Below are 26,912 nucleotides of genomic sequence, written 5' to 3' on the forward strand. Positions count from 1 at the left end.
CTTTCAGCCGCTTTCTTTTATACCCTGTGAGAAATCCGGGCTAGCGGCCCCACTGTAACTTGCGGATCCTGTAGAGGGCATGTCATTGAGATGAGTGTCGTAGCCGGTGGCAAAGTAACTACCGTCAGAGTCGCCACCGCTGTTGCGGATTACCCATTCGCCAAAAGCCGCGTAGTTCAAAGAACCGTTAAGGAATTGTTCCGACTCATGCTCTACGGAACGTATCCTAATATCATTATCTTCTCCATTATCGAAGATGTAAGGAGCACGACCTTCCGTGAAATCCCTATTTTCGACGTCAGCAATTGGCGCATTCAAACGGATTCTTGCCTCGCCATTTGGCCCATTAGGTAGGACTTCGATCATTGCTGCGTGATCTAGCACAGGCTGCTGGTTCATGGTAACTCCACTGCTAGAGGGAGTCGCATTGACTGTTACGCTGTCGAGACGAAACTCTTCCCCAACAGGTATCTCTTCGATAGGGTTAATAGTCTTGTAGGTGAAGTCCTGGCCGGGATCACTCGGACCTCCACCATCACCGGAGCCACCACCACTATCACCGGAGCCACCACCGCTATCACTTGAGCCACCACCGCCATCCGTCTGCCCTGGATTATCTTGATCTATTGGCTGGCTGGAGCTGCCACCACTGGAACAACCCGTCACTGCAACGATAGCTAAGGCCAGGAGCGAGAGCTTCAGTACTGAGTCTTTGTTATCAATAGTTTCCATATTGATTTCCCCCTTAATTTATACGACTTTTACTTTAGGCCCTGCTTATTAAGAAGCTTCTGGCTTTTTAATTCTGTTGCTTTGAAATACGCTTGCTAAGCAATTGCTTGCTTAACGTAGCTGCTTCATATCGAGCCTAACTCGATTGAAGTTAAGCACGTGAAAGTCATGCAAGAATCACTCAAATGGGTGAAACATTTAAAAAATTGAGATGCCAATCCCCCTACTTTCTATATAAAAATAATGAAGGAACTACTATGGGGGAGCTAACTTGACGCCTAGGACTTGCTTCTAAAGTCAGGTATATTTTGTATTTGTAGCGATAACCGATACTCATCAAATAAGGACTGAGATCGTGTATAACAAAGAAAAAACCATATCCACGCTACTACATACACTCTATGACAGCGTCATCTATCCCGAAGGCTGGGATATTTTTCTGCAACAGCTTGGCCACCTTTTTGATTCCCCTTCGGCAGCGCTACGTATCACTGACCGTGAAAACCCTGTCGTTTACCGATCCTATACTATTGGCTTAGAACAAGGGCTCAATTATGAACATGAGGCAGTCGTATTTGATCCCTTTCGTACATCACTAGCTAACGGCCCTCTGGGCAAAGTCCATATAAGTACCGACATTATTTCTGACCGGGCATTTGAGCACTCTGAGCACTACCAATTATTTTTCCGCCCGAACGGGAATTTTTATGCCATGGGAACCCAGTTTGAACGCGATGGCTCATCTGCGATGCATATTGGCATACATCGACCACGTGAAAAGGGCATGTTTACTCGGCAGGAGCAAGAACAGCTAGAAGATTTGAGCGGACATTTACGCCGTGTAGCTCAGCTGACCAAACTGACTAGCCAAGTACAGGAAGCATTAGCACAAGCTCAGAATGCCTTTAACCACCTTCCTTTTGGGGTGTGGATGCTGGATGCAAACTTACACTGCCACTGGTCAAACCGAGCTGCCGAAGATGTGCTTAGCACCCATTGCTTCGGTATACAGCAGCGTAACGGCCGCTTAATTTTCGATGAAGAAAAGCTCGGTTCAGCTCTTGTTCAGGCATCGCGTAAGCTAAACAAAGGAGAAAGTCGCTGTGAGAGCATTCAGCTAAATAGGGCAGGAGCTTCATTGGTACTTTTTTGTAATCAAGAAATAAATTCTTCCCTTTCCTGGAATGTTAGCCCTGCTGCCACCGTTATCGCTTTCTTGCTTGATCCACAAATGACCATCCCCCTAGACCATAGACGTCTAAAAAACCTTTACTCATTGAGCGTAGCGGAATTGCGTCTAGTAGACTTACTAATGCGCGGCCTAGATATTAATGAGGCTAGTGCTTATTTGAACGTAACGGTACACACCACTCGCTCTCAATTAAAATCAGTCATGCGAAAAACAGACGTCACGAGGCAGGCTGACTTAATACGCACATTACTGCTTAGTGTTGGAATAGTTAATCGATTTGAGTAGTTACGAGATGCAAACTTACCGTATCCCAAGGCCAGATGGACGTTTTTTGAGTGTTATGGATACAGGCTCAGCAGATGCACCAGCCTGGTTCTACTGTCACGGCATTCCCGGTTCTAAAAAAGAAGTATTGATGGCAACTGCAAGAAATGAAACCGAGAGCATTCGGCTCATTGCCATAGATCGCCCAGGGTATGGTGGCTCCACTCAGATGAAAAGCTACCGTTTTGCTGACCACACAGACGACGTGCAGGCAGTGGCAGAGCAGCTTCAAATTAACAAATTCTCGCTACTAGGTTTTTCGGGAGGTGGCGTGTTCGCCATGGCGACTGCAACGGCTCTCAAAGAGAGAGTCGACAGAGTAATGCTGGTCGGGACGCCTGCTGTTCCGATACAGAGCTCGCCCTACAAACACGCAGGAAAGCTGACTGCCGAGACGTGGCACGCAGCTTTGACTGCTCCTCAGGATTTAATCACCCAGTTAGTAGATTTGACGGGCGACAGCGCATCACTGACCACCGCGTTAATGGACTCTCTCAGTGACCAAGAACGTCAATTCCTACAAGCTTCACAACTACGTAAAGCCTTTCAAAAAAATCTAGTGGCAGCAACACAGCAAGGTGCCTTGATAGCGGCTGATAGCATTGTTAGAGATATTCAACTAATGGCACGAGAGTGGCCTTTCAGCGTTGGAGACTTAGGGGTTCCTGTAGAGATTTTTCATGGTGAGAACGATGCATTAGTTCATCTTGAGCATGGACAAGCACTCGCATCGTTTATTTCTGGGTCTGTCCTAACCGCTTTACCTTATTCAGGCCATTACGACACATTAATTAAAGCCTATCAAAGAAGCATTTAGAGCTTATTTTTTGCAAGAGTGTCTACCACCTCTGCCCTCAGCGCTTTCACACGACTCACCATGAAAAACTTGTTAATGAGCATTTAGCATCTTCTCCAATAGCCAACTACCTTGAAATGGCAACTCGTCATACGAGCTTCCATGGATAAGGAAAGGAGAATTGCACTATGCGTTATTCACTACCGCTAACAGGTATTGCCGCAGGGCTACTGCTGGCAACCACCGCTCAGGCCAATGAAACGCTCGACGTTGAAATGCACAAGGTCAGCGCTGAAGGAATTGAACAGTCGATTGGGACTGTCGCTATTGAGCATACTGAGCACGGCGTGTTGCTTACGCCGTCGTTAACTGACCTAGAGCCCGGCGTGTACGGTTTTCATGTCCACCAAAATGCCAGCTGCGAGCCTGCTGAAAACGATAGCGGCGAAATGACAGCAGCGCTGTCTGCAGGTGGTCATTACGACCCTGAAGAGGCTGGTACCCACCAAGGTCCCTACGGCGATGGCCATCTGGGTGACCTACCGGTTCTCACAGTGAATGAAGATGGCGAAGCCAACCTGCCGGTGCTGGCACCGCGTTTGAGTATGGAAGATATGCCGGGACGTAGCCTGATGATCCATGCGGGCGGCGATACGTATTCAGATGATCCCCACTTAGGCGGTGGCGGTGCGCGCATGGCCTGCGGCGTCGTTGAATCGTAACGTTTAAAACCCATTACTATAGCGATATATCGGGCAGCACAGCGCTGCCTTTTTTATGTTGATAATTGCTCTTGCTAGCACCATAGGCCACTAAAGTCTTAAAGCGATTCTCCTGATGAGTCGGTACATTCAGCCCGGCCAAATAAGCGTGCTAACAAGTAATTCACTAGCATGCACTACCCTATTCATTCCCCTGAGACTGAGTGCCCTAAATGATCACCTTCATTGTATCGATACTGCTTCTAGTCGTGGGCTACTTCACCTACGGCAAGTTCGTTGAGCGCGTGTTTGTTACTGACCGCAAGCGTCAAACACCGGCGTTTAGTATGCGTGACAATATTGACTATGTGCCGATGAACACCACACGCAACTCACTTATTCAATTGCTTAACATTGCCGGTGTCGGCCCGATTTTCGGCCCCATTTTAGGGGCGCTTTATGGTCCAGTGGCTTTTATATGGATTGTGGTTGGCTGCATCTTTGCAGGTGCCGTACACGACTACCTCACCGGTATGATCTCGATTCGCAACCACGGGGCTCATTTGCCTCAGTTGGCGGGTAAATTTCTCGGTAAAACCATGAAGCATGTGGTCAACGGCTTTGCTATTTTGCTGTTATTACTGGTGGGCACGGTCTTTGTAACCTCGCCCGCAGCGCTGCTTTCTAATATGACATCACTCTCTTTAACGCTAATTATTCTGGCGATTTTTGCCTACTATCTGGTTGCTACGCTGCTACCGATTGATAAAGTCATTGGCCGTATCTACCCCTACTTTGGCGCTTTGCTGCTGTTCAGCGCCGCAGGCATCGGTATTGGTTTGGTTGTTACCGGCGCACCGATTCCAGAACTCTCTTTCCAGAATATGCATCCTGAAGGAGCGCCCATTTTCCCGCTGCTGTTCTTAACGATCTCCTGCGGTGCTCTTTCAGGCTTCCATGCCACACAAACCCCCATCATTTCGCGTACGACGCAAAACGAAACCAATGGCCGTAAAATCTTTTACGGCATGATGATTGCCGAAGGCGTGATTGCGATGATCTGGGCCGCCGCCGCCATGAGTTTATTCCAGGGCGAACAATCGCTGTCCGCTGTGTTGGCCGCCGGCGGCCCCGCAGCAGTGGTCAGCGAAGTATCTATTAGCATGCTTGGCGCTGTTGGTGGCACGCTGGCCGTGCTGGGGGTTATTGTGCTGCCGATTACCTCGGGCGATACCGCCTTCCGCAGTGCACGAATGATTATTGCTGACTATCTCAAGGTTGAGCAGAAGCCGATTATTAAGCGTATTTTGATCGCCCTGCCACTGTTTGTTGCTTCTTACGCGCTTACCCACATGGACTTTACCCTGCTATGGCGCTACTTCTCCTGGGCCAACCAAACCACCGCGGTTATCGCACTGTGGGTCGGCACCATGTACCTAGTGCTATCACGTAAGCCTTATCTGATCACCTCGATCCCAGCTGTCTTTATGACCATGGCCACCTTTACCTATTTAGCCTACGCACCGATTGGCTTTGGCTTACCACTGCAAACAAGCTGTATCGTCGCGGCGCTGGGCACGCTGGTATGTATCGCACTGTTTATGAAGCGTGTACGCCGCTTAAGCCGCGCTACCTTTGCTGTTGATGAACATGCTGATGCCTTCGGTACAGGCGAAGAGGGACAGACCCAAACACTATCTACTGTTACCAAGTAAGTTATTGTTTTACTGCCCCTTAAGAGAAAAAGCGCTGATTAGCTCAGCGCTTTTTTATGGGCGTCTCTTAACTTCATTTCGACTACTTTTAGACTCGCTGTTTTGACTAGTTGTTTTAACCACTGAAACACGCTTTTTAGACGCAGCATTAACGCATAGATTGATTCCCAACCAACCAATGTTATATCATAACTAAAATATTTTATTGAGCGGTTCAGCAAGCGATGGTGTCAATGTGCAGCGACCCAGTGTTATCCGTGCGTGATCTGCGCATTAAAATCGGCCAGCAACAGGTCGTCGATGGACTCTCGTTTGACGTCATGCCCGGCGAGCGTGTTTGCCTCTTGGGCACTTCTGGCTCAGGCAAATCGTTCACAGCTAAAGCAGTGCTCGGCTTGCTGCCACCCAATGCTAGAACTCAGGGAAGCATACGTATTCAAGGCCAAGAGGCGATTGCAACACCTGCCACACAGCGGCCGAAAAACTCACGGGTGTCGATGGTGTTTCAGGATTCGCTCTCGGCACTTAATCCCTTAGTTTCTATCGGTTCCCAGCTGCGAGAACCCTTTTTGCGCCACCATGGCCTATCGCGCTCTGCCGCGAATGACGCCACAGTGGCACTACTCGCGTCACTGGACCTTCCAGACCCTCAACGGTTAATCAAGCGCACGCCAGCAGAGCTTTCTGGTGGACAGCGTCAGCGGGTATGCATTGCGTTAGCAATGGCTTGTAAAACGTCGCTAATGGTTGCCGATGAACCTACGACTGCGTTGGACGTCGTCACTCAAGCCCAGGTACTGCGCGCCTTACATCAACATACCGACAGCTCAGCATCTGCGCTGCTATTCATTACTCATGATCTACACGCGGCAGCACAGCTATGCCAGCGGGCAGTCATTATTGAACGAGGCATGATGATCGAAAGCGGTGAGTTAGACACCCTAATCACCTCCCCGCAGCACCCATTCACTCAAGCGCTCGTAGCGGCGGCGCATAATGTGCAACCGCCTGAAGTAGTCCCAACTGACTATTTGAAGAGTGCCTAAATGCAGAGCCATCCACTTTTCAAGTGCCAGGAAGCCTTCCTCTCAGCAAACGGGCTCTATAAAAGCGTCTCGTTACCCCGCACTGTTTTTTGGCGGGCGGGTGAACGCAAACAAGTCATGAATAACATCAACCTGAGGCTTTATCCGGGTGAACGTGTCGGACTAGTCGGCTTGTCAGGGTCGGGGAAAACGACATTACTACGCTCGCTGTTAGCGATTGAAGCGCCCGATACTGGTTCGATTACTTGTCTGCATAAAACGGTACGTCCCGCCTCCACGGCCAAGCTTAGATGGTACCGTCGGGCTGTTCAGTATATTCCCCAAGACCCCGGTGCCTCCCTTGACCCTCGTATGAATGTTCGTGCACTAGTGGCCGAGCCATTGATACGCCTAAACGTTGATTGCGACCCTGGAGAACGCGTCCGAGAAGCATTGGAGCAAGTTGGCTTGGATGCACGTTTTTTGGACCGATTGCCTCATGAGCTTTCCGGCGGCCAGGCTCAACGGGTCGCCATTGCCCGTGCGATTGCTACGCGCCCACGCTTTTTGCTCGCCGATGAGCCACTGAGCGGCCTAGACCTACCGGTTCGCGCGCAGGTGATTAGCGTGCTGAAAAAGCTATGCGATGAAAGCGGCACAGGGCTACTGATGGTGTCCCATGATTTATCGGTGGTCACCCAATTGTGCCAACGCACGCTGGTCATGGATGACGGCAAAATAGTTGAAGACCGTTCAACGGAAGCGCTTTGGCGCGCCCCCCATCACCCGACTACGCGCTCGCTAATCAATGCCGTTGCGCAACTACCTACTTGTGCGCATCCAAACTGCAATGCAACTGAGTTAGCAGCACTTTAATAACGTATCTGTGACTTTTTTATTTTTTCTACACATTTTTCCTGCTCGTCACTTCAACTGGAGTTTTTACGATGTTACCCCGTCCGCTGCGCCTTTCCCTGCCTATTGCCCTTGCCGCCCCGTTACTGCTGGCCGGTTGTTTTGATGAACAGCGTGACACCACATCTTCAGAGGCCGGTGAACGAATCAGCCTAGCGATGCTGCAGCCACCTCGCTCGGGATTAACGCCACTTTCCGATGATGCTTTCAAACTGTCGCGCTGGAGCACGGCGGAAACGCTCATTCGGTTGGATGCCAGCAGCGACCCACTGCCATTTCTGGCCACCGAGTGGGAGCAGCTCGATGGCCATACATGGCGGTTCGTGATTCGCGATGGGGTCAGCTTTCATGATGGCACAGCACTGACCGTTAGCGACGTAGTGAACGCTCTCACTGCGGCTACCCAGGCCGCCCCGAAACCACGCATTTTAGATGGCGTGAACATGACCATCGAAGCCGATGGTGATAACGCGGTGATTGTGCGCACGGAAACCGAGGACCCGCTGATTCCCAACCGCCTATCAAGCCCCCAACTGGCGATTTTAGCCGCCAGCGCCTATGGCGAGGATGGCCGGGTTAACCCCATCAAAGCAGGTACCGGCCCGTTCGTATTAACAGAGATCAACGGTACTAGCAGCGCCCATCTGGATCGCTTTGATGACTACTGGGGCGAGCCCGCCAAAGTGGCCGGTATTGATGCTGATTATGTCCCCGACGGCACCGCTCGAGCGGCAGCCTTAAGAACCGGTGTGGCCGATGTGGTTGAAGCGATTCCGGTGTCCCAGGTGGCGCTGCTTGACCCTGAGCGAGTCCACGAAGTGCCCATGCCACGCACCAATACGCTTTACCTGAATACCGAATCAGGCCCAATGACCGACCCCGGCCTGCGCGCAGCCGTTCGTGAAGCAATAGACCGCTCCGCTATTGTGAATACTGTTTACGAAGGGCGCGCGGATATCGCCGAAGGGTTACTCGGCCCGGCACTAGCGTGGGCAAGCGGCTACCGCACCCCGCTTGAAGATCGCACTGCACCCACCGAGCCAAACGGCACTGACATCACCCTGGCGACGTTTACTGACCGCGCCGAGCTGCCCGAAGTGGCTGTCCTGCTTGAACAGCAGCTGACCCGTGCGGGCTTTAACGTTAACCAAGAAGTGCGTGAGTACGCGCATATCGAAGCGGATGCCTTAGCCGGTGAGTTTGACGCCTTTATTCTTTCGCGTGCCACCGTCCTCGATTCAGGCGACCCGGTGGCCTATATGTTCAGCGACTTCGCTTGTGCGGGCTCTTTCAACATCGCCCAGCTATGTGACCCCGCCGTCGATGAAGCGCTAGCCAATGCTGCCACGCTGCCCACCGGAGATGAGCGCCGTCAGGCAATTATCGAGGCGGAAGCAGCTATTTTACGCACCGATGCGGCTATTCCGATGCTCCACGAACGCGTAATTCAGGGCGAGTCAGCGCGGGTCTCTAACGCCGAGCGTGACCCCCGTGAACGTGCGCTGATCACTGAGCAGACAACCATCGACGCCGACAGTGACTCCTAAGGGTACGCCACGCATGACAACCGCAATACCGCTGCGCCTATGGCGCAGCTTGCGTATCACGCCCTTTATTCCGCTGCTCTCACGTTTGGTTACACTAGCCAGCGTGGTGGTGCTGGTGGGACTACTGCCGTGGTTATCCGGCCGGGACCCTGCACTGAGCATTTTGCGGGCACGCTCTGCCGAGCAGGAAGCCACCCCCGAAGCCTTAGCAGCAATTCGTGCTCAGTTAGGCCTGGATCTTGGCCCCTTCGAGAAGCTGCAGAGCTGGCTGACGGGCCTGCTGCATGGCGATGCAGGCAATTCCTGGATCTCCGGCGCACCCGTGCTACCGGGTATGTTAAAGAGCGCCCAGGTATCACTGACGCTAATGACCTTTGGCATGCTGGTAGCGGTGGTTACCACTACCCTGATCTGCACCCCCGTGGTACGGCGTGGCTTGCGAGGCCAGGTCAGCCGTTCTTCCGGCGCCATTGGTGCAGCCTTAACAGCTCTACCTGAGTTTCTACTCGCCTCACTACTGCTAGTCGTGTTTGCGGCATGGTTAAACTGGCTACCGCCTTACGGCTGGCGAGGTTTTAGCTATGCCCTATTGCCCGCCTTTGCGCTGGGCCTTCCGGCAGGCGGTCTGTTGGGCCGCTTGTTTAGCGATGGCCTTGCAGCCACCTTCAGCGAGCGCTGGGTCGCTACCTGGAACGTAGCAGGCTTTTCACGCAGCCGAATTGTCATGGCCGCACTGCGACGCACCTTACCCAGCCTGATGCCTCAGGTCGGCATGGTCATGGTGAGTCTGACGGGCGGAGCCATTGCCGTCGAACAGGTATTCTCTATTCCAGGCCTGGGTCGAGCAACGCTTGGCGCAGCATCTGCCCAGGACCTTCCCGCGCTACAAACTGGCATTCTGATTCTGCTGATTATCGCCATTATATTAGGCAGCTTGGCCAATATTGGTCGCGTGCTGTTACTGGGCCGTGCTTTTCAGCTTGGGGCTCTGCCCGTGGCGCATAGCGAACAGAATATCCAACGTAGGGCATGGGTTGTACCCGCCATCGCGATGTTGCTGCTCTTTGTGCTAATCGTAGCGGGGATGGGGCGTGACCCGTTTAGCTCCGCGTTTATGCGCTTAGAGTCACCAAGCTTTGCGTTACCATTAGGCGCCGACGGCACTGGGCGCGATATTTTGGCGCGGGTGGCTCACGGTGCGCTGTCTACCATGGGCATGGCAACAGTCGTCGTATTCTTTTCGCTAGTAATAGGGCTACTGATTGGACTAGCCCCCAAGCTAGCCACTGGTCCTATTGAAATCACCAAGGCAACGCCACCCACCATTGCGGGGTTGATTGTCGCGGGGCTAATAGGGCCAAGTGCTAGCGGCGCGATCATTGCGGTAACCGCCGTCGCTTGGGCTCCGCTTGCAGCGCACACAGCGGCACTGGTGGCGGAAGTGAAAGCCCAGCCCCACGTGCGCATTACGCCAATGCTAGGCGTGGGTCATTTCCGCTTAATGAGCCGCTACATCTTACCGGCAGTGCTTGGCCCAGTGTTTCGCCACGCCATGCTGCGCTTACCTGGCGTGGCGCTGGCCTTGGCAGCACTTGGCTTTCTCGGCCTGGGGCCACGCCCACCTTCACCAGAGTGGGGGTTAATCCTTGCCGAAGGTATGCCCTATATTGAGCGAGCGCCTTGGGCGGTGCTGATTCCCGCATTAGCACTAATTTTGCTATCGGTACTAGCGGTGTCACTTTCAAACCTGGTGGGCTTAAGCACTCGGCAGCGTTAAAAGCAGCCTCGCGATGCTTAGTCATGGGATGTAGCAAAGCCAAAACGAGGGGCGAAATACTCGCCCCTCGTTGTTAGTCCCTACACCGTATAACCTGCCAACACTTAAAAGTGATAGCGCGCGCCAGTTAGCCAGTAGACGTCCTCCGACAAATCACTAGCGTTATCAAGCCTGGGAGTGTCACCATCAGCTAACTCCAGAAACACATCAAAGGCACTTGTCACTTTATAGTAGGTGCCTGCGGCCCAAACATTACTATTGGCTTCATTATCCCGCTTGACGTGATAATAGTCGGCAGTGAACGCCCAAGGCCCAGAAACGTAAGTACCTCCTAAGCCTACCGTTTCAAAGCCACCCCCGTAGGTAGTACTGCTATCCTGGGTCTCAACACCCAAGCGTGTCGTCAACTGATCAGTAACGGCATAAGCTCCCATCAGACCATAGAGCATTTCACCGTTACCATTTCCACGCACTTTGTCATCTACTGCCCCAAAGCCGATGGTTAAAGGGCCCTGCTTATATTGAATTCCCCCTTGCGCGGCAACAACGTTACCTTCATGGCGTTGCTCTTCGACTGAAAGACCTCGTTCACTGTAATGCTTTAACTGAATGAATGAAGTAAAGCCATTAAGCGACGGAGTGTAGTAACCAACAGAGTCACCCCGAGATTGAATGGCTGACGAGTTAAACAGCAAGCCTCTATCGAGGTAAACATCAAACGGTGCAGATACAAACTGATAGTAGAGACTATCGAAATTACCCGCCTGTAGCGTGCCGTATCGCTGACTCTTCATTCCGATATAGCTTTGGCGAATTTCACTGAAGCCTTTGTCTGTATGACGCTCGTCGCCTTTAAATCGCCACTCAAGCCGCCCAAACGCCGAGATATCATCAGTGATCATATGCTGCATGCGGAAGCCGAGCCGAGAATAGACATCCTGGAAATCAACCCCGTTATCGACCTGGTTACCCGCGCTATCAAATTCGGTACCACCACCGGAAATACCCATGGCAATACGCCCATAGATATCAAGCGTTGTTCCAGCTTGGTCATAGACCGGCGTGGCTTGCGCAGATGCCCCCCAAAGCATGCCGAAAGCCAAAACAGCCGAATGCACTGATCTCATCTCGTATATCCTTTATATTCATATCACGATTAATAAAGCGTGCGATTAACCCATCTCACGACGGCACACAAAAAATATATTATAACATAACAACAAAAGCATTTACTCCCAGCTAATTAGCTTCAAGGACAGAGAGAACAGCAGATACGAAGAACGTTATTAGGAAAGACAAGCAAGGCAATTAGTTAATGCAATAGCAAAACGGGCAGCCACATGGCTGCCCGTTTTGCTGAGTGACGCTTTAATCGAACAATACCGCTTTAATTAAATTAACAAGCGTTACTCTTCGTCAGTCGCCAACTGCATATGTTTTTGTAGGTAATTTTGAATACCCACTTTATCGATCAGACCAAGCTGCGTTTCGATATGATCAATATGACTTTCTTCATCGGCAAGCAGGTCACGCAGTAGATCGCGGGTTACGTAATCCTTAACGCTTTCACAGTAGGTAATTGCTTCGATGTAGTCCTTGCGGCCGTCGTGCTCGATTTTCAAATCACTTTCGAGCATTTCTTTTACATTTTCGCCGATATGTAGTTTGCCTAGATCCTGCAGATTAGGAATGCCTTCAAGGAACAAAATACGCTCGATTAGTTTATCGGCGTGTTGCATTTCTTCAATGGACTCATCGTATTCCCACTTCGCAAGCTCTTTAAAGCCCCAGTCTTTGTACATTTTGGCATGCAGAAAATACTGGTTGATGGCTACCAGTTCATTGCCGAGGGCGATATTGAGATGCTGAATAACCTTGGGATCACCTTTCATGACGTCACCTTTCTTAGTGTGCGATTACGCTAACTAGAGAGTATAGGCCATAAATAGGCTTACTCCCAACGATGCTGGGAGTATATAGAAAATGACTAAAAACTCAAAAAAATCATATATTTGCTAACGATAAATTTAACAATAGTGATTCGCGTCACACAGCGTAAGCGAGACTCATATCCGCTTCGCAACGAGCCTCCTGAACCGCTTCACGGGTTAGCGATTTAGCAAAACAAGCGCATTTTCCGCACTGGGTTCCGCAACCTGTGGCCTCGCGTACTTCTCGCCAGCTGCGCGCTCCATCGCTAACGTGCTGGCGAATCTGATGGTCGGTTACTCCCTTGCACACGCAAACGTACATGGCAACACCTCATAAAGATCATGAGATGAATGTAAATGATTCGCATACATCTTTTCAAGTAGAAATGGATGCTTTTTGGTATCCATTCGTCTTAATAAAAATGAGCCATATGATAACGCCTTGTCATAGCAATATTTTTAGCAAAACAGGCGGTAAAATTATTTTTTCGGTAGCACCACGGTTTGCGTATTCGAGGCGATATCTGGCCAGCTTCTACGCTGTCGATCAAACAAAACCCACCAGTAACCAATGCCAAACGCGGCCAGGGAAAGCCAGGCTGCCACACAGCGCATTAGACTTTGCTTAAGTGTAATCGCGTGACCATCGGTGGTTTGCACCCGCAGCCGCCATGCCTGCATCCCTAACGTCATGCCGCCACGCCGCCACGAATAGACAAAGAATAGCGTGACAAAGAACAGCAACATCAGCCTAAGGCTCCAGATATCAAATTGAGTTGTGCCTATCTCGTCTGCCTGCTGCCCCAGCACAAAGCGAAAAAAAGCCAGATGAACCACTGTCACTGCGAGCCAAATGGCTGTGACCAAAAATCCGTCGTACAGCATCGCGCCTAAACGGCGGCTTAACCCAGCAGGCCAGACGCTATCTAATTGGGTAAAGCGTCGGGGATTCATCACCTTGCTCGTCACTATGCTCATCCTCATTCACGTATCGCCGCCGCAACTAGCCGTTGCGGTGTAAGAAATAAATACCTACCGCCGCACAGGCAAGAGTTGGCACCAATACCGCCCACACAGGCGAAAAACCAAAGATGGTTGATGCAGGTGCCAGCAGGTCTTGTACATACTTAAATACAAGGCCGGTCACCACGCCATAAAACACTCGCGTACCTGCGGCCACCGTGCGCAATGGGCCAAACACAAAGGAAGCGGCGATTAATACCAGTGATCCCATCGTTAGCGGCATCAGCACCTTTTGCCAGAAATAGAGTAGCGGTTGGTCAGCTTGGAGATTTTGGCTTTGCAAAAAGTCGGCGTACGCCCACAGTTCACTAGGCGCCTGACTTTCGACATCACGCAGCAAACGTTCCAGTTGGGTGGGCGTTAACGCAGTATCCCAACCTGCATATTGCTGATACTCCGACTCTGTATGGTCATCAAAAATATGCGTAGTGGTAACGTCTTCCAACTGCCATGCGCCCTCCTCCCAATGCGCGCGATTCGCATGGGTAGCTTCAATTAGCCGACGCTCATCAAAACGATAGCGGGTTAAATCCAGCACCACGTTATCCGCACGAATAGCGCCAAAGCGATACACACTTTCTCCTTCAAATTGCCAACCACTTCGGCTAGTTAGCAGCGCCCCTTCCCCCTGGCGCTGTTCTAAACGCCATGCCTCGGCAAACTGCTCCGTACGGGGAGATACAAACTCGGCGACCAGCAGCACCACTACGACCACTAATAGCACCGGCTTCATGACACCCCAGACAATCCGCGCAAGCGACCGGCCAGCGGCACGCATCACCGTTAACTCGTTGCTGGATGCCATGCTCCCCATGCCAATCAGCGCGCCAATCAACACCGCTACCGGAGCGTATTGATAAAATCGCCAAGGCAGACGCATGCCCAGATAAATCAACACGTCTAACGCGGTATAGTTACCTTGGGTGTCGCCTAAATCACCGATATAGGCGATGGTGATGTCCAAGCCGAGTAACACAAACTGGACGACAATGATGGCCGCCAACACATTGCGGGCAATATAACGATCAAGACGATCAGCAAGCATGAATTAGCCCCTTCATTAGCGCATTCCTTTACGTTGCGAGTGCCATAGCAGCAGGCAGCCAAGCGCCAAAAACAGCCCGTGTACCGGCCAAACCCCCAGCGCAACTTCTAGAACGCCCTTACCGATCGCATCCACCGCGGCCAATAGCAGGCTTAAATAAGCGACGTAAAGAAAAACGGCAGGCAGTAGTTTGGCAAACCGCCCCTGACGAGGGTTTACTCTGGAAAGCGGCTGGGCTAGTAATGCCAAAACAAACACCATTAGCGGTAACCCCGCTCGCCACTGAAATTGCGCTTGGGCACGAGCACTGGGGTCGTTCCATAGCTCAGTCGTGGTCGCGTACTCTAAGGCATCTAGCTCTTGTCGATTCCGACTCAAGCCCAGGCGCAATGTGTAGCGTTCAAACGTTAACCGCTCGGCAGCTTGTTTACCTGGCGTTACGCCATAGCGCTCGCCATCCTCCAGCACTAGAAAACGGCTGCCGGTTTCCATACTGGTTTCTTGATAACCAGAACCCGCCCGGGTCACGTAGCTATGAGTCTTTTCCGCCCCAGCCACAGGCTGCTCATGAACCAGCACCTCCTGCATTTCAGTGCCATCGTTGCTGAAATCGCTGATGTAAGCGGTACGGCCTCCACCGAAATCCTGGAAACGCCCAGGTGCCAGTACTGACACATCCAATCGACTGCGCTGCTCTTCAAGCGTGGCCTCAGTTTGTAACGCGCCCGCCGGTGTTAGCCACAAACTACAAAGCCCCACCAGCACTGCCACGAGCGAAGCAGGCAACAGCGTTACTCGCAACAGCCGCATAGGGCTCATACCACAAGCCACCATCACGGTAATTTCACTGTTCATATAAAGCTGACCATAGGCCAGCAATATTCCCAGGAAAAAAGATAGCGGTAGAATCAGCTCCATAAATCCTGGCAGGTGAAAAACCATCAGGCTGCCTAAGATAGTGACCGGAATGTCACCCTCTGCCGCATCAGAGAAATAGCGAATAAAACGGCTGCCCATGATGACCAGTAGCAAAATACCAGCCACCGCTGACATCGTCAGTAATACTTCGCGAGTTAAGTACCGAAATAAAATCAACGCACTCTCCGGCTAGTAGCGCAGGTTGCAATGCAATGCGCCCATGGCTTGGGTACACTAATCAAACTGCTATCAAAAACCGATTATCAAAAACCCAAGTAACGGGGCATTATCCCGAATCACTCGATGCTTGTCTTGTTGGAGACGTCATGGAATTTTCCGTTCAGACCGCGAACCCAGCCAAAGCCGAAACGGCTTGCCTCGTTTTGCCTGTCTTTAAAGGTAGCGACTTATTGCCCGCCGTCGCCAAATTAGATGATGCGAGCGAGCGGCTAATTGGCCAGTTGCTTGACCGTGGCGACTTTGATGCCTCGCTGGGCAATGTGCAGCTTGTCCCCTTTGCGCCGGGCCTGGGCGCCGAACGTTTATTGCTTGTTGGCCTGGGCGAACGTGCCAAATGCCAGGAAGCAGCGTTTATCAAAGCCTTAGACGCCGCTATGGCAGCGTTGACCAAGCTGCCAATTGACGAAGCTAGCGCTACGTTTACAGACGTTCCTCTAGAAGATCGCGACACTGCTTGGAAAGCCCGTAAAACACTCGAAGCGGCGGAACGCGCTGTTTATCGCTTTGACCAGTTCAAATCATCACCTGCAAAAGCTCCCAGCCTGACCAAGCTGAATCTGATTGTCAGCGATGCCGACGAAGCACCGATGGCCAAACAAGGGGCATCACTGGGCACCGCCATTGGCCAAGGTATCAACCTCACCCGCACCTTGGGTAACTTGCCGGGTAATGTCTGCACACCTCGTTATCTTGCCGAGCAAGCCGAGCAGCTAGGCCGTGATTCCCAAGGTGCCCTTGAGGTTGAAATCTTAGATGAAGAGGCGCTGGAAGCGCTGGGTGCTGGCTCACTGCTGTCTGTTGGGCGCGGTAGTCAAGAGCCGACACGCCTGATCGTGATGAAATACCAGGGTGCGGAAAATCCTGAAGAAGCGCCCCATGTGCTAGTGGGCAAAGGCATCACCTTCGATACCGGTGGCATCTCGTTGAAGCCCGGCGAAGGCATGGATGAAATGAAGTTCGACATGGGCGGTGCGGCGAGCGTATTCGGCACCGTAAAAGCAGTGCTCGCCATTAAGCCCAAGTTAAATGTGGTGTTCATTGTTGCCGCTGCTGAAAACATGCCTGACGGTGCGGCCACCAAGCCCGGCGACATTATCAAAACCCTGAAAGGCTTGACGGTTGAAGTGCTCAACACCGATGCCGAAGGCCGCTTGGTGCTTTGCGATGCGCTTACCTACGCAGAGCGCTTTACCCCGGCCAGCGTGGTTGATATTGCCACCCTCACCGGCGCGGTCATTATCGGCCTTGGCCATCACGCAACGGGGCTGCTTTCCAACGATGATGATCTGGCACTTGACCTGTTGGACGCTGGCGAAGCGGCTTGGGATCGTGCTTGGCATCTGCCGCTTTGGGATGAATATCAGGAACAGCTAGATTCCAACTTCGCCGACTTGGCCAATATCGGTGGCCGCCCGGCAGGCACCATTACGGCAGCCTGTTTCCTGTCGCGCTTTGCCGATCACTTCCCCTGGGCACATCTGGATATCGCCGGCACCGCTTGGCACTCCGGCAAGCAAAAAGGCGCTACCGGCCGCCCGGTTGGGCTACTAACCCAGTACTTGCTTGATCGTGAGGCCGATGCACAAGTAGAAAATAGCGACGGCTAACATCACAATCAGACGATCAACAGTTGCCATTCGTTGACGTAAACGTTACATCTAAGGGCATTAGCGTGCGTGCTGTTTTCAGGTCGCACGCTACACCATATAAACACTAACACTTGCCCTTCGGGGCCAAGCTATAGCGGAGAGAAAACGCCGTGCCCACAGATTCAGATACCCAACTTGAATCACATTTTGAAATACTGCCGTCCAACCAACCGATGGCCGATGAGATTCGTGACAGCATTCTGCAAAACCCAGGTTTTGGTAAGTATTTCACTGACCATATGGCTCACGTCCGCTGGACAGTCGACGCCGGCTGGCACGGCCACCAAGTACGCCCCTATGGTCCGTTAACCCTCGACCCAGCGGCCTCGGTGTTGCACTACGGCCAGGAAATTTTCGAAGGCGTTAAAGCGTATCGCCACGCCGATGGCTCCATCTGGACGTTCCGCCCAGAGAAAAACGCCGAGCGTTTTCGCCGCAGCGCCCGCCGATTAGCGTTGCCAGAGCTTTCCGATGAAGATTTCATCGGTTCACTGAAAGCGCTGCTGGCCCAAGACCATGCCTGGGTACCCACACCTTCCAGTGATACCGACGAGTGCAGCCTCTATCTGCGCCCGTTTATGATTGCTTCGGAAGCTTTCTTAGGCGTGCGTGCGGCTCACGAAGTGGATTACTACGTGATTGCCTCCCCTGCAGCGGCCTACTTCAAAGGCGGCCTTAAGCCAGTTTCTATTTGGCTCTCTTCCCACTACAAGCGTGCAGCTCCCGGCGGTACCGGCTTTGCCAAGTGTGGCGGTAACTACGCGGCATCGTTGGCAGCGCAACAAGAAGCCACGGCCAATGGTTGCGGCCAAGTCGCGTTTTTGGATGCTGCCGAAAACAAGTGGCTCGAAGAGCTGGGCGGCATGAACCTGTTCTTCGTCTATAAGGATGGGCGTTTAGTGACGCCCCGCCTCACCGATACCATTCTGGAAGGCGTTACCCGCAACTCCGTACTTACGTTGGCAAAAGAGGCTGGTTTAACACCGGAAGAGCGCGCCATCAGCATTGATGAATGGCGCGAAGGTGCAGCGTCTGGCGAGATTACCGAAGTGTTTGCCTGCGGCACCGCAGCGGTTATTACCCCGATTGGCGAACTGGTTACTGAAAACGAGCGCATTCGCTTACAGGGCGATGGCAGCAACGACATTGCCATGCGCCTGCGCAAAAAACTGCTCGACATACAGTATGGCCACAGCGAAGACAAACACGGCTGGCTCACCCGGTTGGTATAAATCAGCAGGTATAACCCAGCTCCCTACCACCGCTAACAGCGGTGGTAGGGAGGGGTTTTGAAAAAAAAGCGGGAACCGCTGGAGCCTTTGATGGCACGTATCGATTTTTATATTCTTCCTGACACTACCCTGGAAGCGCGCCTCCAGTTTGCTTGCAAGCTAGCCGAAACCATTCACCGCAAAGGCTATCGGTTGCACCTGCACTGCGAAGATAAAGCCCTGGCCGAACAGGCCGACGAGGCCCTTTGGCAGTTCCGTGAAGATGCCTACCTACCCCACGCGTTGGAAGACAGCGACATGGCCGCCAGCGTGCCGATAACGCTTGGCTGGCAGCAACTCCCCGTGCCAACGCAAGAAACCGCACTACTGAACTTGCACCCTGACATTCCCGACGGAGTGGAACGCTACGCCCGCATTGCCGAAATTATCAATCAGCACCAACAAGTACTGGTCGCCAAACGCGCCTGCTGGCAACGCTATAAAGAAATGGGCCATGAAGTGGTGCCGCATAAGCTGGGGTAATCTGCCGGCCATCTGTCATTAACGTATAGCCATCTACGACAGCGCCTCAAATAACAATCACTCAGCGGAACAGTCACCCAATGCGCTTTCCTACTCGGCTTGCATCCACCCAACCTTCTCATGCTTTTTTAGCGCGCGCCCCGTTGGCGGTGATTGTCATTGCACAGCTGTTTGGCACTTCACTTTGGTTCAGCGTTAACGGCGTTGGGCTGGCGCTTCAACAGGCCGTTGCCTTGAGTGAAAGCGACCTGGGACTGCTCACCATTGCAGTGCAAGCAGGTTTTATTACCGGCACGCTGTTAATTGCCACCACCGGCCTTGCCGACCGCGTACGTGCCAGTCACTTGTTCGCTATCTCTGCGGTAGCAGGCGCGCTGATAAATGCCGCGTTTATTGGCGTCGCCGAGAGCGTCAGCTTGGCGGTAGCAGCACGCTTTTTGGTCGGGCTTTGTCTTGCCGGTATTTATCCGCTCGGTATGAAATTGGTGGTGAGCTGGACACCCAACAACGCAGGCGCGGCGCTGGGCTGGTTGGTCGGCATGCTGACACTGGGCATTGCCTCGCCCCACTTACTGCGCGGGTTAACGCTGCACTTGCCATGGCAGTGGCCACTGTTGCTGGCCTCTGCCCTGGCACTGCTCGCCGCACTAATGATTTTTAAACTAGGCGTGGGGCCACATCTGCCCGCCAAGGCCAGCGGCGGACGCCCCTGGGCGGGATTGGCTGCCTTCAAGCAAAAACACTTCCGCGCTGCGGCGCTGGGCTACTTTGGCCACTGCTGGGAGCTATACGCTCTGTGGGCGCTGGTGCCCTTTCTAGTTGCTAGAGAGCTGGAACGCCTAAACGCAGCGCCGGGCCTTCAGCCATGGCTAAGTTTTGCGGTGATTGCGTTGGGCCTGCCTGGCTGCGTATGGGCTGGCCGCTGGAGCCGCCGAGTGGGCAGCGCGCGAGTGGCCGTTGTGGCGCTAGCGACCTCCGGCACGCTTTGTTTGCTCTATCCGCTATTAGGCAGCACATCACCCTGGCTACTGCTAACCCTGTTAGGGATTTGGGGCATTAGCGTGATTGCCGATTCCGCGCAGTTTTCCGCGCTGGCGTCAGCCGCCGCCCCACCCGAGCGCCTCGGCGCGGCACTTGCCATGATGAATGCTATTGGTTTTGGCCTAACGATTCCTTCTATTGCCCTAGTCACTGCCCTGTGGGCCAGCCAAGGTCCCTGGGTAATCTGGTGGCTACTGCCCGGCCCAGTGCTTGGATTAATCGCCATGCGTGGTTTGCATGTTCGTACCACACACCCCTGACGCCAGGGGGTCGTTCGCGGTATACTTGCCACCATTTTTTTGCAAGCCGTGAGCCGACTCCCCATGGAAAAGACCTACCAACCCGAACAGATCGAAACCCGCTGGTACGAACGCTGGGAAGCCGACAACCGCTTCGTCCCGACAGGCCGTGGTAAGCCATTTTCGATCATGATTCCACCGCCTAACGTGACCGGCAGCCTGCACATGGGCCACGCGTTCCAGGACACCATTATGGATACCCTGACGCGTTGGAAGCGGATGCAGGGCAACAACACCCTGTGGCAGGTAGGCACCGACCACGCTGGTATCGCCACGCAAATGCTGGTTGAGCGTAAAATTGCCGCGGAAGAAGGCAAAACCCGCCACGACCTGGGCCGCGATGCGTTTATCGACAAGGTGTGGGAGTGGAAAGAGGAGTCCGGCGGCCACATCACCCGCCAGTTGCGCCGCATGGGCGCCAGCGTTGATTGGTCTCGCGAGCGCTTCACCATGGATGACGGCTTCTATAAAGCCGTGCAAGAAGTGTTCGTGCGCTTGCACGAAGAAAAGTTGATCTACCGTGGCAAACGCCTGGTGAACTGGGACCCTACCCTGCACACCGCCATTTCCGACCTGGAAGTGGAAAACAAAGAGCAGCAGGGCAGCTTCTGGCACTTCCGCTACCCGCTGGCCGATGGCGCCAAAACCGCCGATGGTAAAGATTATCTGGTCGTGGCAACCACTCGCCCTGAAACCTTGCTAGGCGATACGGGTGTCGCGGTTAATCCAGACGATGCTCGTTATGCCTCGTTGGTCGGTAAATTTATCGAATTGCCGCTGGTCGGTCGCCGCATTCCTATCGTTGCCGACGAGCACGCCGATATGGAAAAAGGCTCCGGCTGCGTGAAGATCACCCCGGCCCACGACTTCAATGACTACGAAGTCGGCAAGCGCCAGAACCACTTGTTGATCAATGTGTTCACCAAGGATGCCACCATCCTTGAGCGCGCTGAAATCTTTGACCTAAAAGGCACTCCTCAGCCCGACGAAGACGCCAGCCTGCCCGCCAAGTACGCAGGGCTGGACCGTTTTGAAGCGCGTAAGCAGATTGTTGCCGATATGGACGCCCTGGGCCTTTTGGAACAAGTGGAAGCAGTCAACAACACCCTGCCCTATGGCGACCGTTCTGGCGATGTAATCGAGCCGTTGCTCACTGATCAATGGTTCGTTGCGGTAGAAACGCTAGCCAAACCCGCCATTGAAGCGGTGGAAAACGGCGATATCCAGTTCGTGCCGAAGAACTACGAAAATATGTACTTCGCCTGGATGCGCGACCTGCAAGACTGGTGTATTTCTCGCCAGCTGTGGTGGGGCCACCGCATTCCCGCTTGGTACGACGCCGAAGGCAATGTGTACGTTGCCCGCAGCGAAGAGGAAGCCCGCGAAAAGCACGGCCTTGCAGCAGACGTCACCCTGACCCAGGACGAAGACGTCCTCGACACCTGGTTCAGCTCGGGCCTATGGACGTTCGGCACGCTAGGCTGGCCGGAAAAAACCCCAGAACTGGAAACCTTCCACCCCTCCAGCGTGCTGGTGACCGGTTTTGACATTATCTTCTTCTGGGTCGCTCGGATGATCATGATGACCCTCAAGTTCACTGGCGAAGTACCGTTCAAAACCGTTTATGTACACGGTTTGGTACGCGACGGTCAGGGTCAGAAAATGTCCAAATCTAAGGGCAATGTGCTGGACCCCATCGACCTGATTGACGGCATCAGCCTGGATGCGCTGCTGGAAAAGCGCACCGGCAATATGATGCAGCCGAAACAGGCCAAAGCCATTGCCAAAGCGACCAAGGACGAATTTAAAGATGGCATTGAAGCCCACGGCACCGATGCCCTGCGCTTTACGTTCCTTTCCCAGGCAACCACCGGGCGCGATATCAAGTTTGATATGAACCGCCTGGATGGCTACCGCAACTTCTGCAACAAGCTGTGGAACGCTTCACGCTACGTGCTAATGAATGCCGAAGGTGAAGATTGCGGCACAGAGGGTGGCGACGTTGAGCTTTCACTGGCCGACCGCTGGATTATTTCCCAGCTGCAGAAAACTGAAACCCAGGTCACCAAAGCGATGGACGAGTACCGCTTCGACCACGCCTCCCAAGCGCTGTATGAGTTTGTCTGGAACGAGTACTGCGACTGGTACCTGGAACTTTCCAAGCCGGTCTTGTGGGACGAAAACGCCAGTGCAGAAGCCAAACGTGGCACCCGCCGTACGCTGGTCCGCGTACTGGAAACCATTCTGCGCCTCGCCCACCCGATGATGCCCTACATCTCAGAAGAGATCTGGCAGCGCGTTGCGCCGCTGGCAGGCACCTTCGTCGGTGATGGCGCGTCTATCATGCTCCAAGCTTGGCCGGAAGCTGACGAAAGCAAAATCGACGAACAGGCCACTCGCGATATCGAATGGCTAAAAGGCGTGATTATCGCGGTGCGTAACATCCGCGCTGAGATGAATATTGCCCCCGGTAAGCCGCTGGACGTACTGCTCACCAAAGGTAAATCGGAAGACGCCGAACGCCTGGAAAGCAACCGCCACTTCCTCGCCAAGCTGGCCAAGTTGGAAAGCGCCACCTGGCTATCCAACCCAGACGACGCACCGCTTTCAGCCACCCAGCTAGTGGGCGATATGGAAGTGCTGGTACCGATGGCTGATCTAATCGATAAAGATGCCGAACTCAAACGCCTAGCCAAAGAAATTGACAAGCAGGACAAGCTGATCGGCGGCATCGAGAAGAAGCTCGGCAACGAAGGCTTTATCGCCAAAGCCCCCGAAGCCGTGGTGGAAAAAGAGCGTGGCAAACTCGCCGAATTCCAAGCTGCCAAGCAGTTATTGGAAGAGCAGCGCACGAAAATTTCAGCGCTGTAAACCATACCACGCCAGACAAAAACACCCGCTTAAGCGGGTGTTTTTTTAGCAGCCAATCGACTGTTCGAGTGTGACGCTCCCTTGTCCGTTGGCCCAATAGCGCCTATAACTTGACTATGGACTCACCCAGCACAGACAGCGTTTCGACTCGACACCCCTTGGCGGTGTTGCGTTTCCTTGGCTTGGTAGTGTTAGGAAGTGGCGTTGGAGGAGTGGCAGCGTTGGCTGCCGTTGGCTTCGTTAATACGGTGGTATGGCTCAACGACCTACTGTTGATCTCTCCTCGGGGCCAGATGATGGCTGCTGACACCACTCTAGTGACATTGGCTACTCTGCTAGTGCCAATCCTTGGGGGGCTGCTCGTTGGTCAACTACACCGCGGCCTGTCTGAGGGCCGCCCCCATACCCCTGCTGACGTCATCGCTGCCGTCCAGACCCGCCGAGGCAGCCTACCCGCCAAGGCGGGCGCTCTCTCAGCGTTAAGCGGTCTAGTATCGTTAGGTGCAGGCGCCTCAGTGGGCCAGTACGGTCCTCTGGTTCACCTCGGCGCGACACTTGGCTCCCTCATCACACGCTTGCTGCGTCTGGGACGCTCAGAGGACAATATCACGATCGCTTGCGGGGTAGCAGCCGCCATCGCGGCGGCCTTCAATGCGCCACTGGCAGGCATTGTCTTCGCCCACGAAGTGGTACTACGCCACTATGCACTGCGCGCCTTCGCCCCAGTGGCTGCCGCCGCCATCGTCAGCTATGTGCTAGCCTCTCAGTTGCTGGCTCAAGGAGCGCTATTCCACATTACGGAGCCCGCCATCCCCCAGCCCTGGGAGTTCGCCCTTTTCCTAGCTCTGGGTGGCCTAGGCGCCCTAGTGGCCGGGGCCTATATACATGCCATTCTTGCTATGGGGCAACTGGCCAAGCGACTACCGTTGCCCACCAGCCTCCGCCCCGCTCTCGCCGGAGCGCTACTCGGCCTGACCGCTCTTTGGGTACCCGATATCCTCGGCATGGGCCAGGAAACCTTGCGCTTCGCCACTTTGCCTGGGGCCTACGGCGGTGGCGAACTGCTGTTGGTGTTGCTACTCAAGCTGGCCGCTACCGCTTTGTGCTTAGGGCTCGGCTTCGCCGGTGGCGCTTTCAGCCCAGCGCTGGTGATCGGTACTCTATTTGGTGCTCTAGCCGGCACCCTGGTAGCAGAGCTTGGCGGCGGTCAAGAGACCTTTATCTTCTATGCGGTGTGCGGCATGGTGGCAGTTACCGCACCGGTACTCGGTGCCCCCCTAACTACGCTGCTAATCGTCTTCGAACTTACCGGCAGCTATGCCTTGACCACCGCCGCCCTGGCCAGCGTCACACTAGCCAGTCCTCTGGCCGCCCAGCTGTTCGGCCGCTCGCTGTTCGATATTCAATTGGCCCGCCGTGGTTTGGATCTCTCCGCGGGCCGCAGTCGCGCGGTGCTCCAAGAGGAACGGTTGACCGAGCTGATTAGCCACGACGCCGTGACCCTACTCCCCGAGACCCCACTGACCATGGCTATCTCACGCCTTAGTTTAGCGGGGCGGGGCGAAGCTTACTTAGTGGATGACCAGGAGTGCTACCACGGTTGCGTGACCCTGGCGAGTCTGGAGGCCCTCCGGGAAGACAGCGAGTTCCCAACCCTGGCCGACTGCCCCAAAACTCCTCGCCCAGTGCTAGATCCTCAATCCTCACTTTGGGAGGCAATGCATCAGCTACAGAAGATCACCGGCGAGGCCATCGCTGTGGTGGATGAAAAGCGGCGTTTCTTGGGAGTGGTCTATGAGTCGAGCATTGCTCAGGCCTTCTTGCATCATAGCGACGCCCTACGTCGGGAGGAGCACGGTGCTGGCTAGACGATGGACCCTCGGACTACTGGCTGGGCTACTCACCCTGGCTCCCTCCATCAGTGCGGAAGTGCCCGACGCCGCCACCTCACTAACGGTACTGAGCTGGGGCGGCGCCTATGAGCAAGCCCAGCGCCGCGCGCTCTTCACGCCCTTCACCGAGGCTCATGGTGTAGCGGTGGAAGTGACCCGCTATAACGGCGGCCTGGCAGCACTGCGCCAAGCCGTGGCAGAAAACAACGTCCCTTGGGATGTGCTTGATATGACCCGCAGCGAGGCCATGGCGGCCTGCGAGGAAGGCCTACTGGAACCGCTTCCCCTGGAGCTGGCCGCCCCGGCGCCAAATGGCACCCCAGCAGCCCAAGATTTTCTCCCCGGCGCCCTGGGGCGTTGCTTTATCAGCCACTCGATCTTTGCCACCGTCGTGGCCTATCGTCGCGACGCCTTCCCCGGACGCCGCCCCACTCGCATCGCTGACCTCTTTGATCAACAGCGTTTCCCTGGTCCCCGGGCCCTTCAGCTCACCCCGGCGGCGAACCTAGAGTGGGCGCTGCTCTCCTATCGGGTGCCCCGGGAAGAGCTTTATCGCCTGCTCAGTACACGTCGCGGCCTAGACCTAGCCTTCGCCCGGCTGCAAAGCATCGACAATATCCACTGGTGGGAAGCCGGTGATACTCCGGTGCGCCTATTGGAGGAGGGGCAGGTGGTCATGGCCTCCGGCTACAATGGGCGCTTCTTCGCTGCCATGATGGAACGCGACCTGCCTATAGAGATCCTCTGGGATGGCCAGCTTCAGGAACACGAGACCTGGGCAATCCCCCGCGGCGCCCCAAACTCTGAGGCGGCGCGAGACTTTATCCGCTTTGCCACCACCAGCGAACGCCAGGCGGAACTGGCTCGGTATATCCCTTATGGCCCAGCGCGACGCTCTGCTGCTATGCAGGTCTCCACCCACCGCGACAGCGGCCTGGACATGCGCTTGCATATTCCCACCCACCCCATCAACGCCCAGGGCGCGGTGACCAAAGACGAGACGTGGTATGCACGTACCCAGGAACGTATCGAAGCTCTGTTTCGTGAGGCTCTGTTTCATGAAACCCTCACAACACAGGAATGAAGGCGAGGGGTGGTGTCGTTGCAATAAATGAGCGACCCAGTGGTTATTCATGTTGTAAAACATTGATAAGCTTTCCAAATGGGTCACGCACATAAAACCGGCGGACACCCCAAGGCTCACTTACCGGCCCGTACTCAATCTCAACCTTTGCCGACTTAACTCTCGCCAAAGCGGTCTCTAAGCTATCCACCTCTATCGATAGGTCTGGCACTGGCGTACCTGAGCCGCCTTCCGACGCCACACTCAACTGAGCGGTCATTTCCTCGCCTGAGCTATAGGTCCTTATCCAGCCATGATCCATCACAAGCTTGAGACCAAAGATAGCCGCATAGAACGTCTCAGCGTCTTCAAGATGCGTGGAAGCAATGTTAGAGACAATACGCTTTACAATCACCTTACCTCCTGGTATGGATTGACCTGTCAAGGGCACGGTTATCTTTC

Annotated in this window: 23 protein-coding genes; 15 read left to right on the top strand and 8 right to left on the bottom strand. The window is 54.1% G+C overall.

All coding sequences use genetic code 11. From position 1 onward, the window contains the following. Positions 1-3: 3 nt before the first annotated feature. Entirely contained in the window at positions 4-732 is a 729-nt protein-coding gene (locus INT19_RS02225; RefSeq protein WP_193059559.1) for a hypothetical protein, read from the bottom strand. Positions 733-1,087: 355 nt separating this feature from the next. On the opposite strand from INT19_RS02225, the gene INT19_RS02230 reads away from it, so the two are divergent. From INT19_RS02230 to INT19_RS02265, 8 genes are all read left to right on the top strand, one after another. Then, positions 1,088-2,209 (top strand): helix-turn-helix transcriptional regulator, encoded by a 1,122-nt coding sequence (locus INT19_RS02230; protein ID WP_193059560.1) that lies wholly within the window; start codon positions 1,088-1,090, stop codon positions 2,207-2,209. 7 nt (positions 2,210-2,216) lie between these two features. Then, on the top strand, positions 2,217-3,065 hold the full coding sequence (locus INT19_RS02235; protein ID WP_193059561.1) for an alpha/beta fold hydrolase: 849 nt from the start codon (positions 2,217-2,219) through the stop codon (positions 3,063-3,065). Positions 3,066-3,232: 167 nt separating this feature from the next. Beyond that, positions 3,233-3,766, top strand: coding sequence for a superoxide dismutase family protein (gene sodC, locus INT19_RS02240; protein WP_038481314.1), 534 nt, complete (start codon positions 3,233-3,235; stop codon positions 3,764-3,766). Between the two features lie 212 nt (positions 3,767-3,978). Then, the gene (locus INT19_RS02245) at positions 3,979-5,460 is read left to right on the top strand and encodes a carbon starvation CstA family protein (RefSeq protein ID WP_193059562.1); all 1,482 of its coding nucleotides are present in this window, start codon (positions 3,979-3,981) and stop codon (positions 5,458-5,460) included. A 233-nt stretch (positions 5,461-5,693) separates the two neighbouring features. Then, on the top strand, positions 5,694-6,506 hold the full coding sequence (locus INT19_RS02250; RefSeq protein ID WP_193059563.1) for an ABC transporter ATP-binding protein: 813 nt from the start codon (positions 5,694-5,696) through the stop codon (positions 6,504-6,506). Beyond that, on the top strand, positions 6,507-7,361 hold the full coding sequence (locus INT19_RS02255) for an ABC transporter ATP-binding protein (RefSeq protein WP_193059564.1): 855 nt from the start codon (positions 6,507-6,509) through the stop codon (positions 7,359-7,361). It abuts the gene before it with no gap. Between the two features lie 71 nt (positions 7,362-7,432). Next, positions 7,433-8,947, top strand: coding sequence for an ABC transporter substrate-binding protein (locus INT19_RS02260; RefSeq protein WP_193059565.1), 1,515 nt, complete (start codon positions 7,433-7,435; stop codon positions 8,945-8,947). 13 nt (positions 8,948-8,960) lie between these two features. After that, on the top strand, positions 8,961-10,724 hold the full coding sequence (locus tag INT19_RS02265; RefSeq protein WP_193059566.1) for an ABC transporter permease subunit: 1,764 nt from the start codon (positions 8,961-8,963) through the stop codon (positions 10,722-10,724). 104 nt (positions 10,725-10,828) lie between these two features. On the opposite strand, the gene INT19_RS02270 is transcribed toward INT19_RS02265, so the two are convergent. The 6 genes from INT19_RS02270 to lptF all read right to left on the bottom strand — a co-directional run bounded on the left by INT19_RS02270 (position 10,829) and on the right by lptF (position 15,818). Next, a complete protein-coding gene (locus tag INT19_RS02270) occupies positions 10,829-11,851 on the bottom strand; it encodes a porin (RefSeq protein WP_193059567.1) in 1,023 nt (340 codons plus the stop codon). 279 nt (positions 11,852-12,130) lie between these two features. Next, positions 12,131-12,616: a bacterioferritin gene (gene bfr / locus INT19_RS02275; protein ID WP_089039189.1), complete on the bottom strand. Its 486-nt coding sequence runs from the start codon at positions 12,614-12,616 to the stop codon at positions 12,131-12,133. Between the two features lie 154 nt (positions 12,617-12,770). Further along, a complete protein-coding gene (locus INT19_RS02280) occupies positions 12,771-12,977 on the bottom strand; it encodes a (2Fe-2S)-binding protein (RefSeq protein WP_083001105.1) in 207 nt (68 codons plus the stop codon). A gap of 158 nt (positions 12,978-13,135) precedes the next feature. Continuing rightward, entirely contained in the window at positions 13,136-13,609 is a 474-nt protein-coding gene (locus tag INT19_RS02285; RefSeq protein ID WP_193059576.1) for an RDD family protein, read from the bottom strand. A 49-nt stretch (positions 13,610-13,658) separates the two neighbouring features. Further along, positions 13,659-14,723 carry an LPS export ABC transporter permease LptG gene (gene lptG / locus INT19_RS02290; protein WP_193059568.1) on the bottom strand — a complete coding sequence of 355 codons (1,065 nt, stop codon included), beginning with the start codon at positions 14,721-14,723 and terminating at the stop codon, positions 13,659-13,661. Positions 14,724-14,738: 15 nt separating this feature from the next. After that, positions 14,739-15,818 (bottom strand): LPS export ABC transporter permease LptF, encoded by a 1,080-nt coding sequence (gene lptF / locus INT19_RS02295; protein ID WP_193059569.1) that lies wholly within the window; start codon positions 15,816-15,818, stop codon positions 14,739-14,741. Between the two features lie 149 nt (positions 15,819-15,967). Here lptF and INT19_RS02300 point away from each other — a divergent pair, with 149 nt between their 5' ends. The 7 genes from INT19_RS02300 (at position 15,968) to INT19_RS02330 (ending at position 26,471) form a co-directional block, all read left to right on the top strand. Continuing rightward, positions 15,968-17,488 (top strand): leucyl aminopeptidase, encoded by a 1,521-nt coding sequence (locus INT19_RS02300; protein ID WP_193059570.1) that lies wholly within the window; start codon positions 15,968-15,970, stop codon positions 17,486-17,488. Between the two features lie 152 nt (positions 17,489-17,640). Further along, complete coding sequence (locus INT19_RS02305; protein WP_193059571.1) at positions 17,641-18,762, top strand: branched-chain amino acid aminotransferase; 1,122 nt, start codon at positions 17,641-17,643, stop codon at positions 18,760-18,762. Positions 18,763-18,852: 90 nt separating this feature from the next. Beyond that, positions 18,853-19,284, top strand: coding sequence for a DNA polymerase III subunit chi (locus tag INT19_RS02310; protein ID WP_083001094.1), 432 nt, complete (start codon positions 18,853-18,855; stop codon positions 19,282-19,284). A gap of 80 nt (positions 19,285-19,364) precedes the next feature. Further along, entirely contained in the window at positions 19,365-20,585 is a 1,221-nt protein-coding gene (locus tag INT19_RS02315) for an MFS transporter (RefSeq protein WP_193059572.1), read from the top strand. Positions 20,586-20,648: 63 nt separating this feature from the next. Beyond that, the gene (locus INT19_RS02320; protein WP_193059573.1) at positions 20,649-23,495 is read left to right on the top strand and encodes a valine--tRNA ligase; all 2,847 of its coding nucleotides are present in this window, start codon (positions 20,649-20,651) and stop codon (positions 23,493-23,495) included. 116 nt (positions 23,496-23,611) lie between these two features. After that, positions 23,612-25,363 carry a chloride channel protein gene (locus INT19_RS02325; RefSeq protein WP_193059577.1) on the top strand — a complete coding sequence of 584 codons (1,752 nt, stop codon included), beginning with the start codon at positions 23,612-23,614 and terminating at the stop codon, positions 25,361-25,363. Then, positions 25,353-26,471 carry an extracellular solute-binding protein gene (locus INT19_RS02330; protein WP_319022175.1) on the top strand — a complete coding sequence of 373 codons (1,119 nt, stop codon included), beginning with the start codon at positions 25,353-25,355 and terminating at the stop codon, positions 26,469-26,471. Before INT19_RS02325 ends, INT19_RS02330 begins: the two co-directional genes overlap by 11 nt. Positions 26,472-26,514: 43 nt before the next feature. Here INT19_RS02330 and INT19_RS02335 read toward each other — a convergent pair. Then, the coding region (locus INT19_RS02335; protein WP_226924444.1) for a VOC family protein at positions 26,515-26,912 on the bottom strand (398 nt) is incomplete at its 5' end.

Source organism: Halomonas sp. 3A7M (genome assembly GCF_014897875.1).
Lineage (GTDB): Bacteria > Pseudomonadota > Gammaproteobacteria > Pseudomonadales > Halomonadaceae > Vreelandella.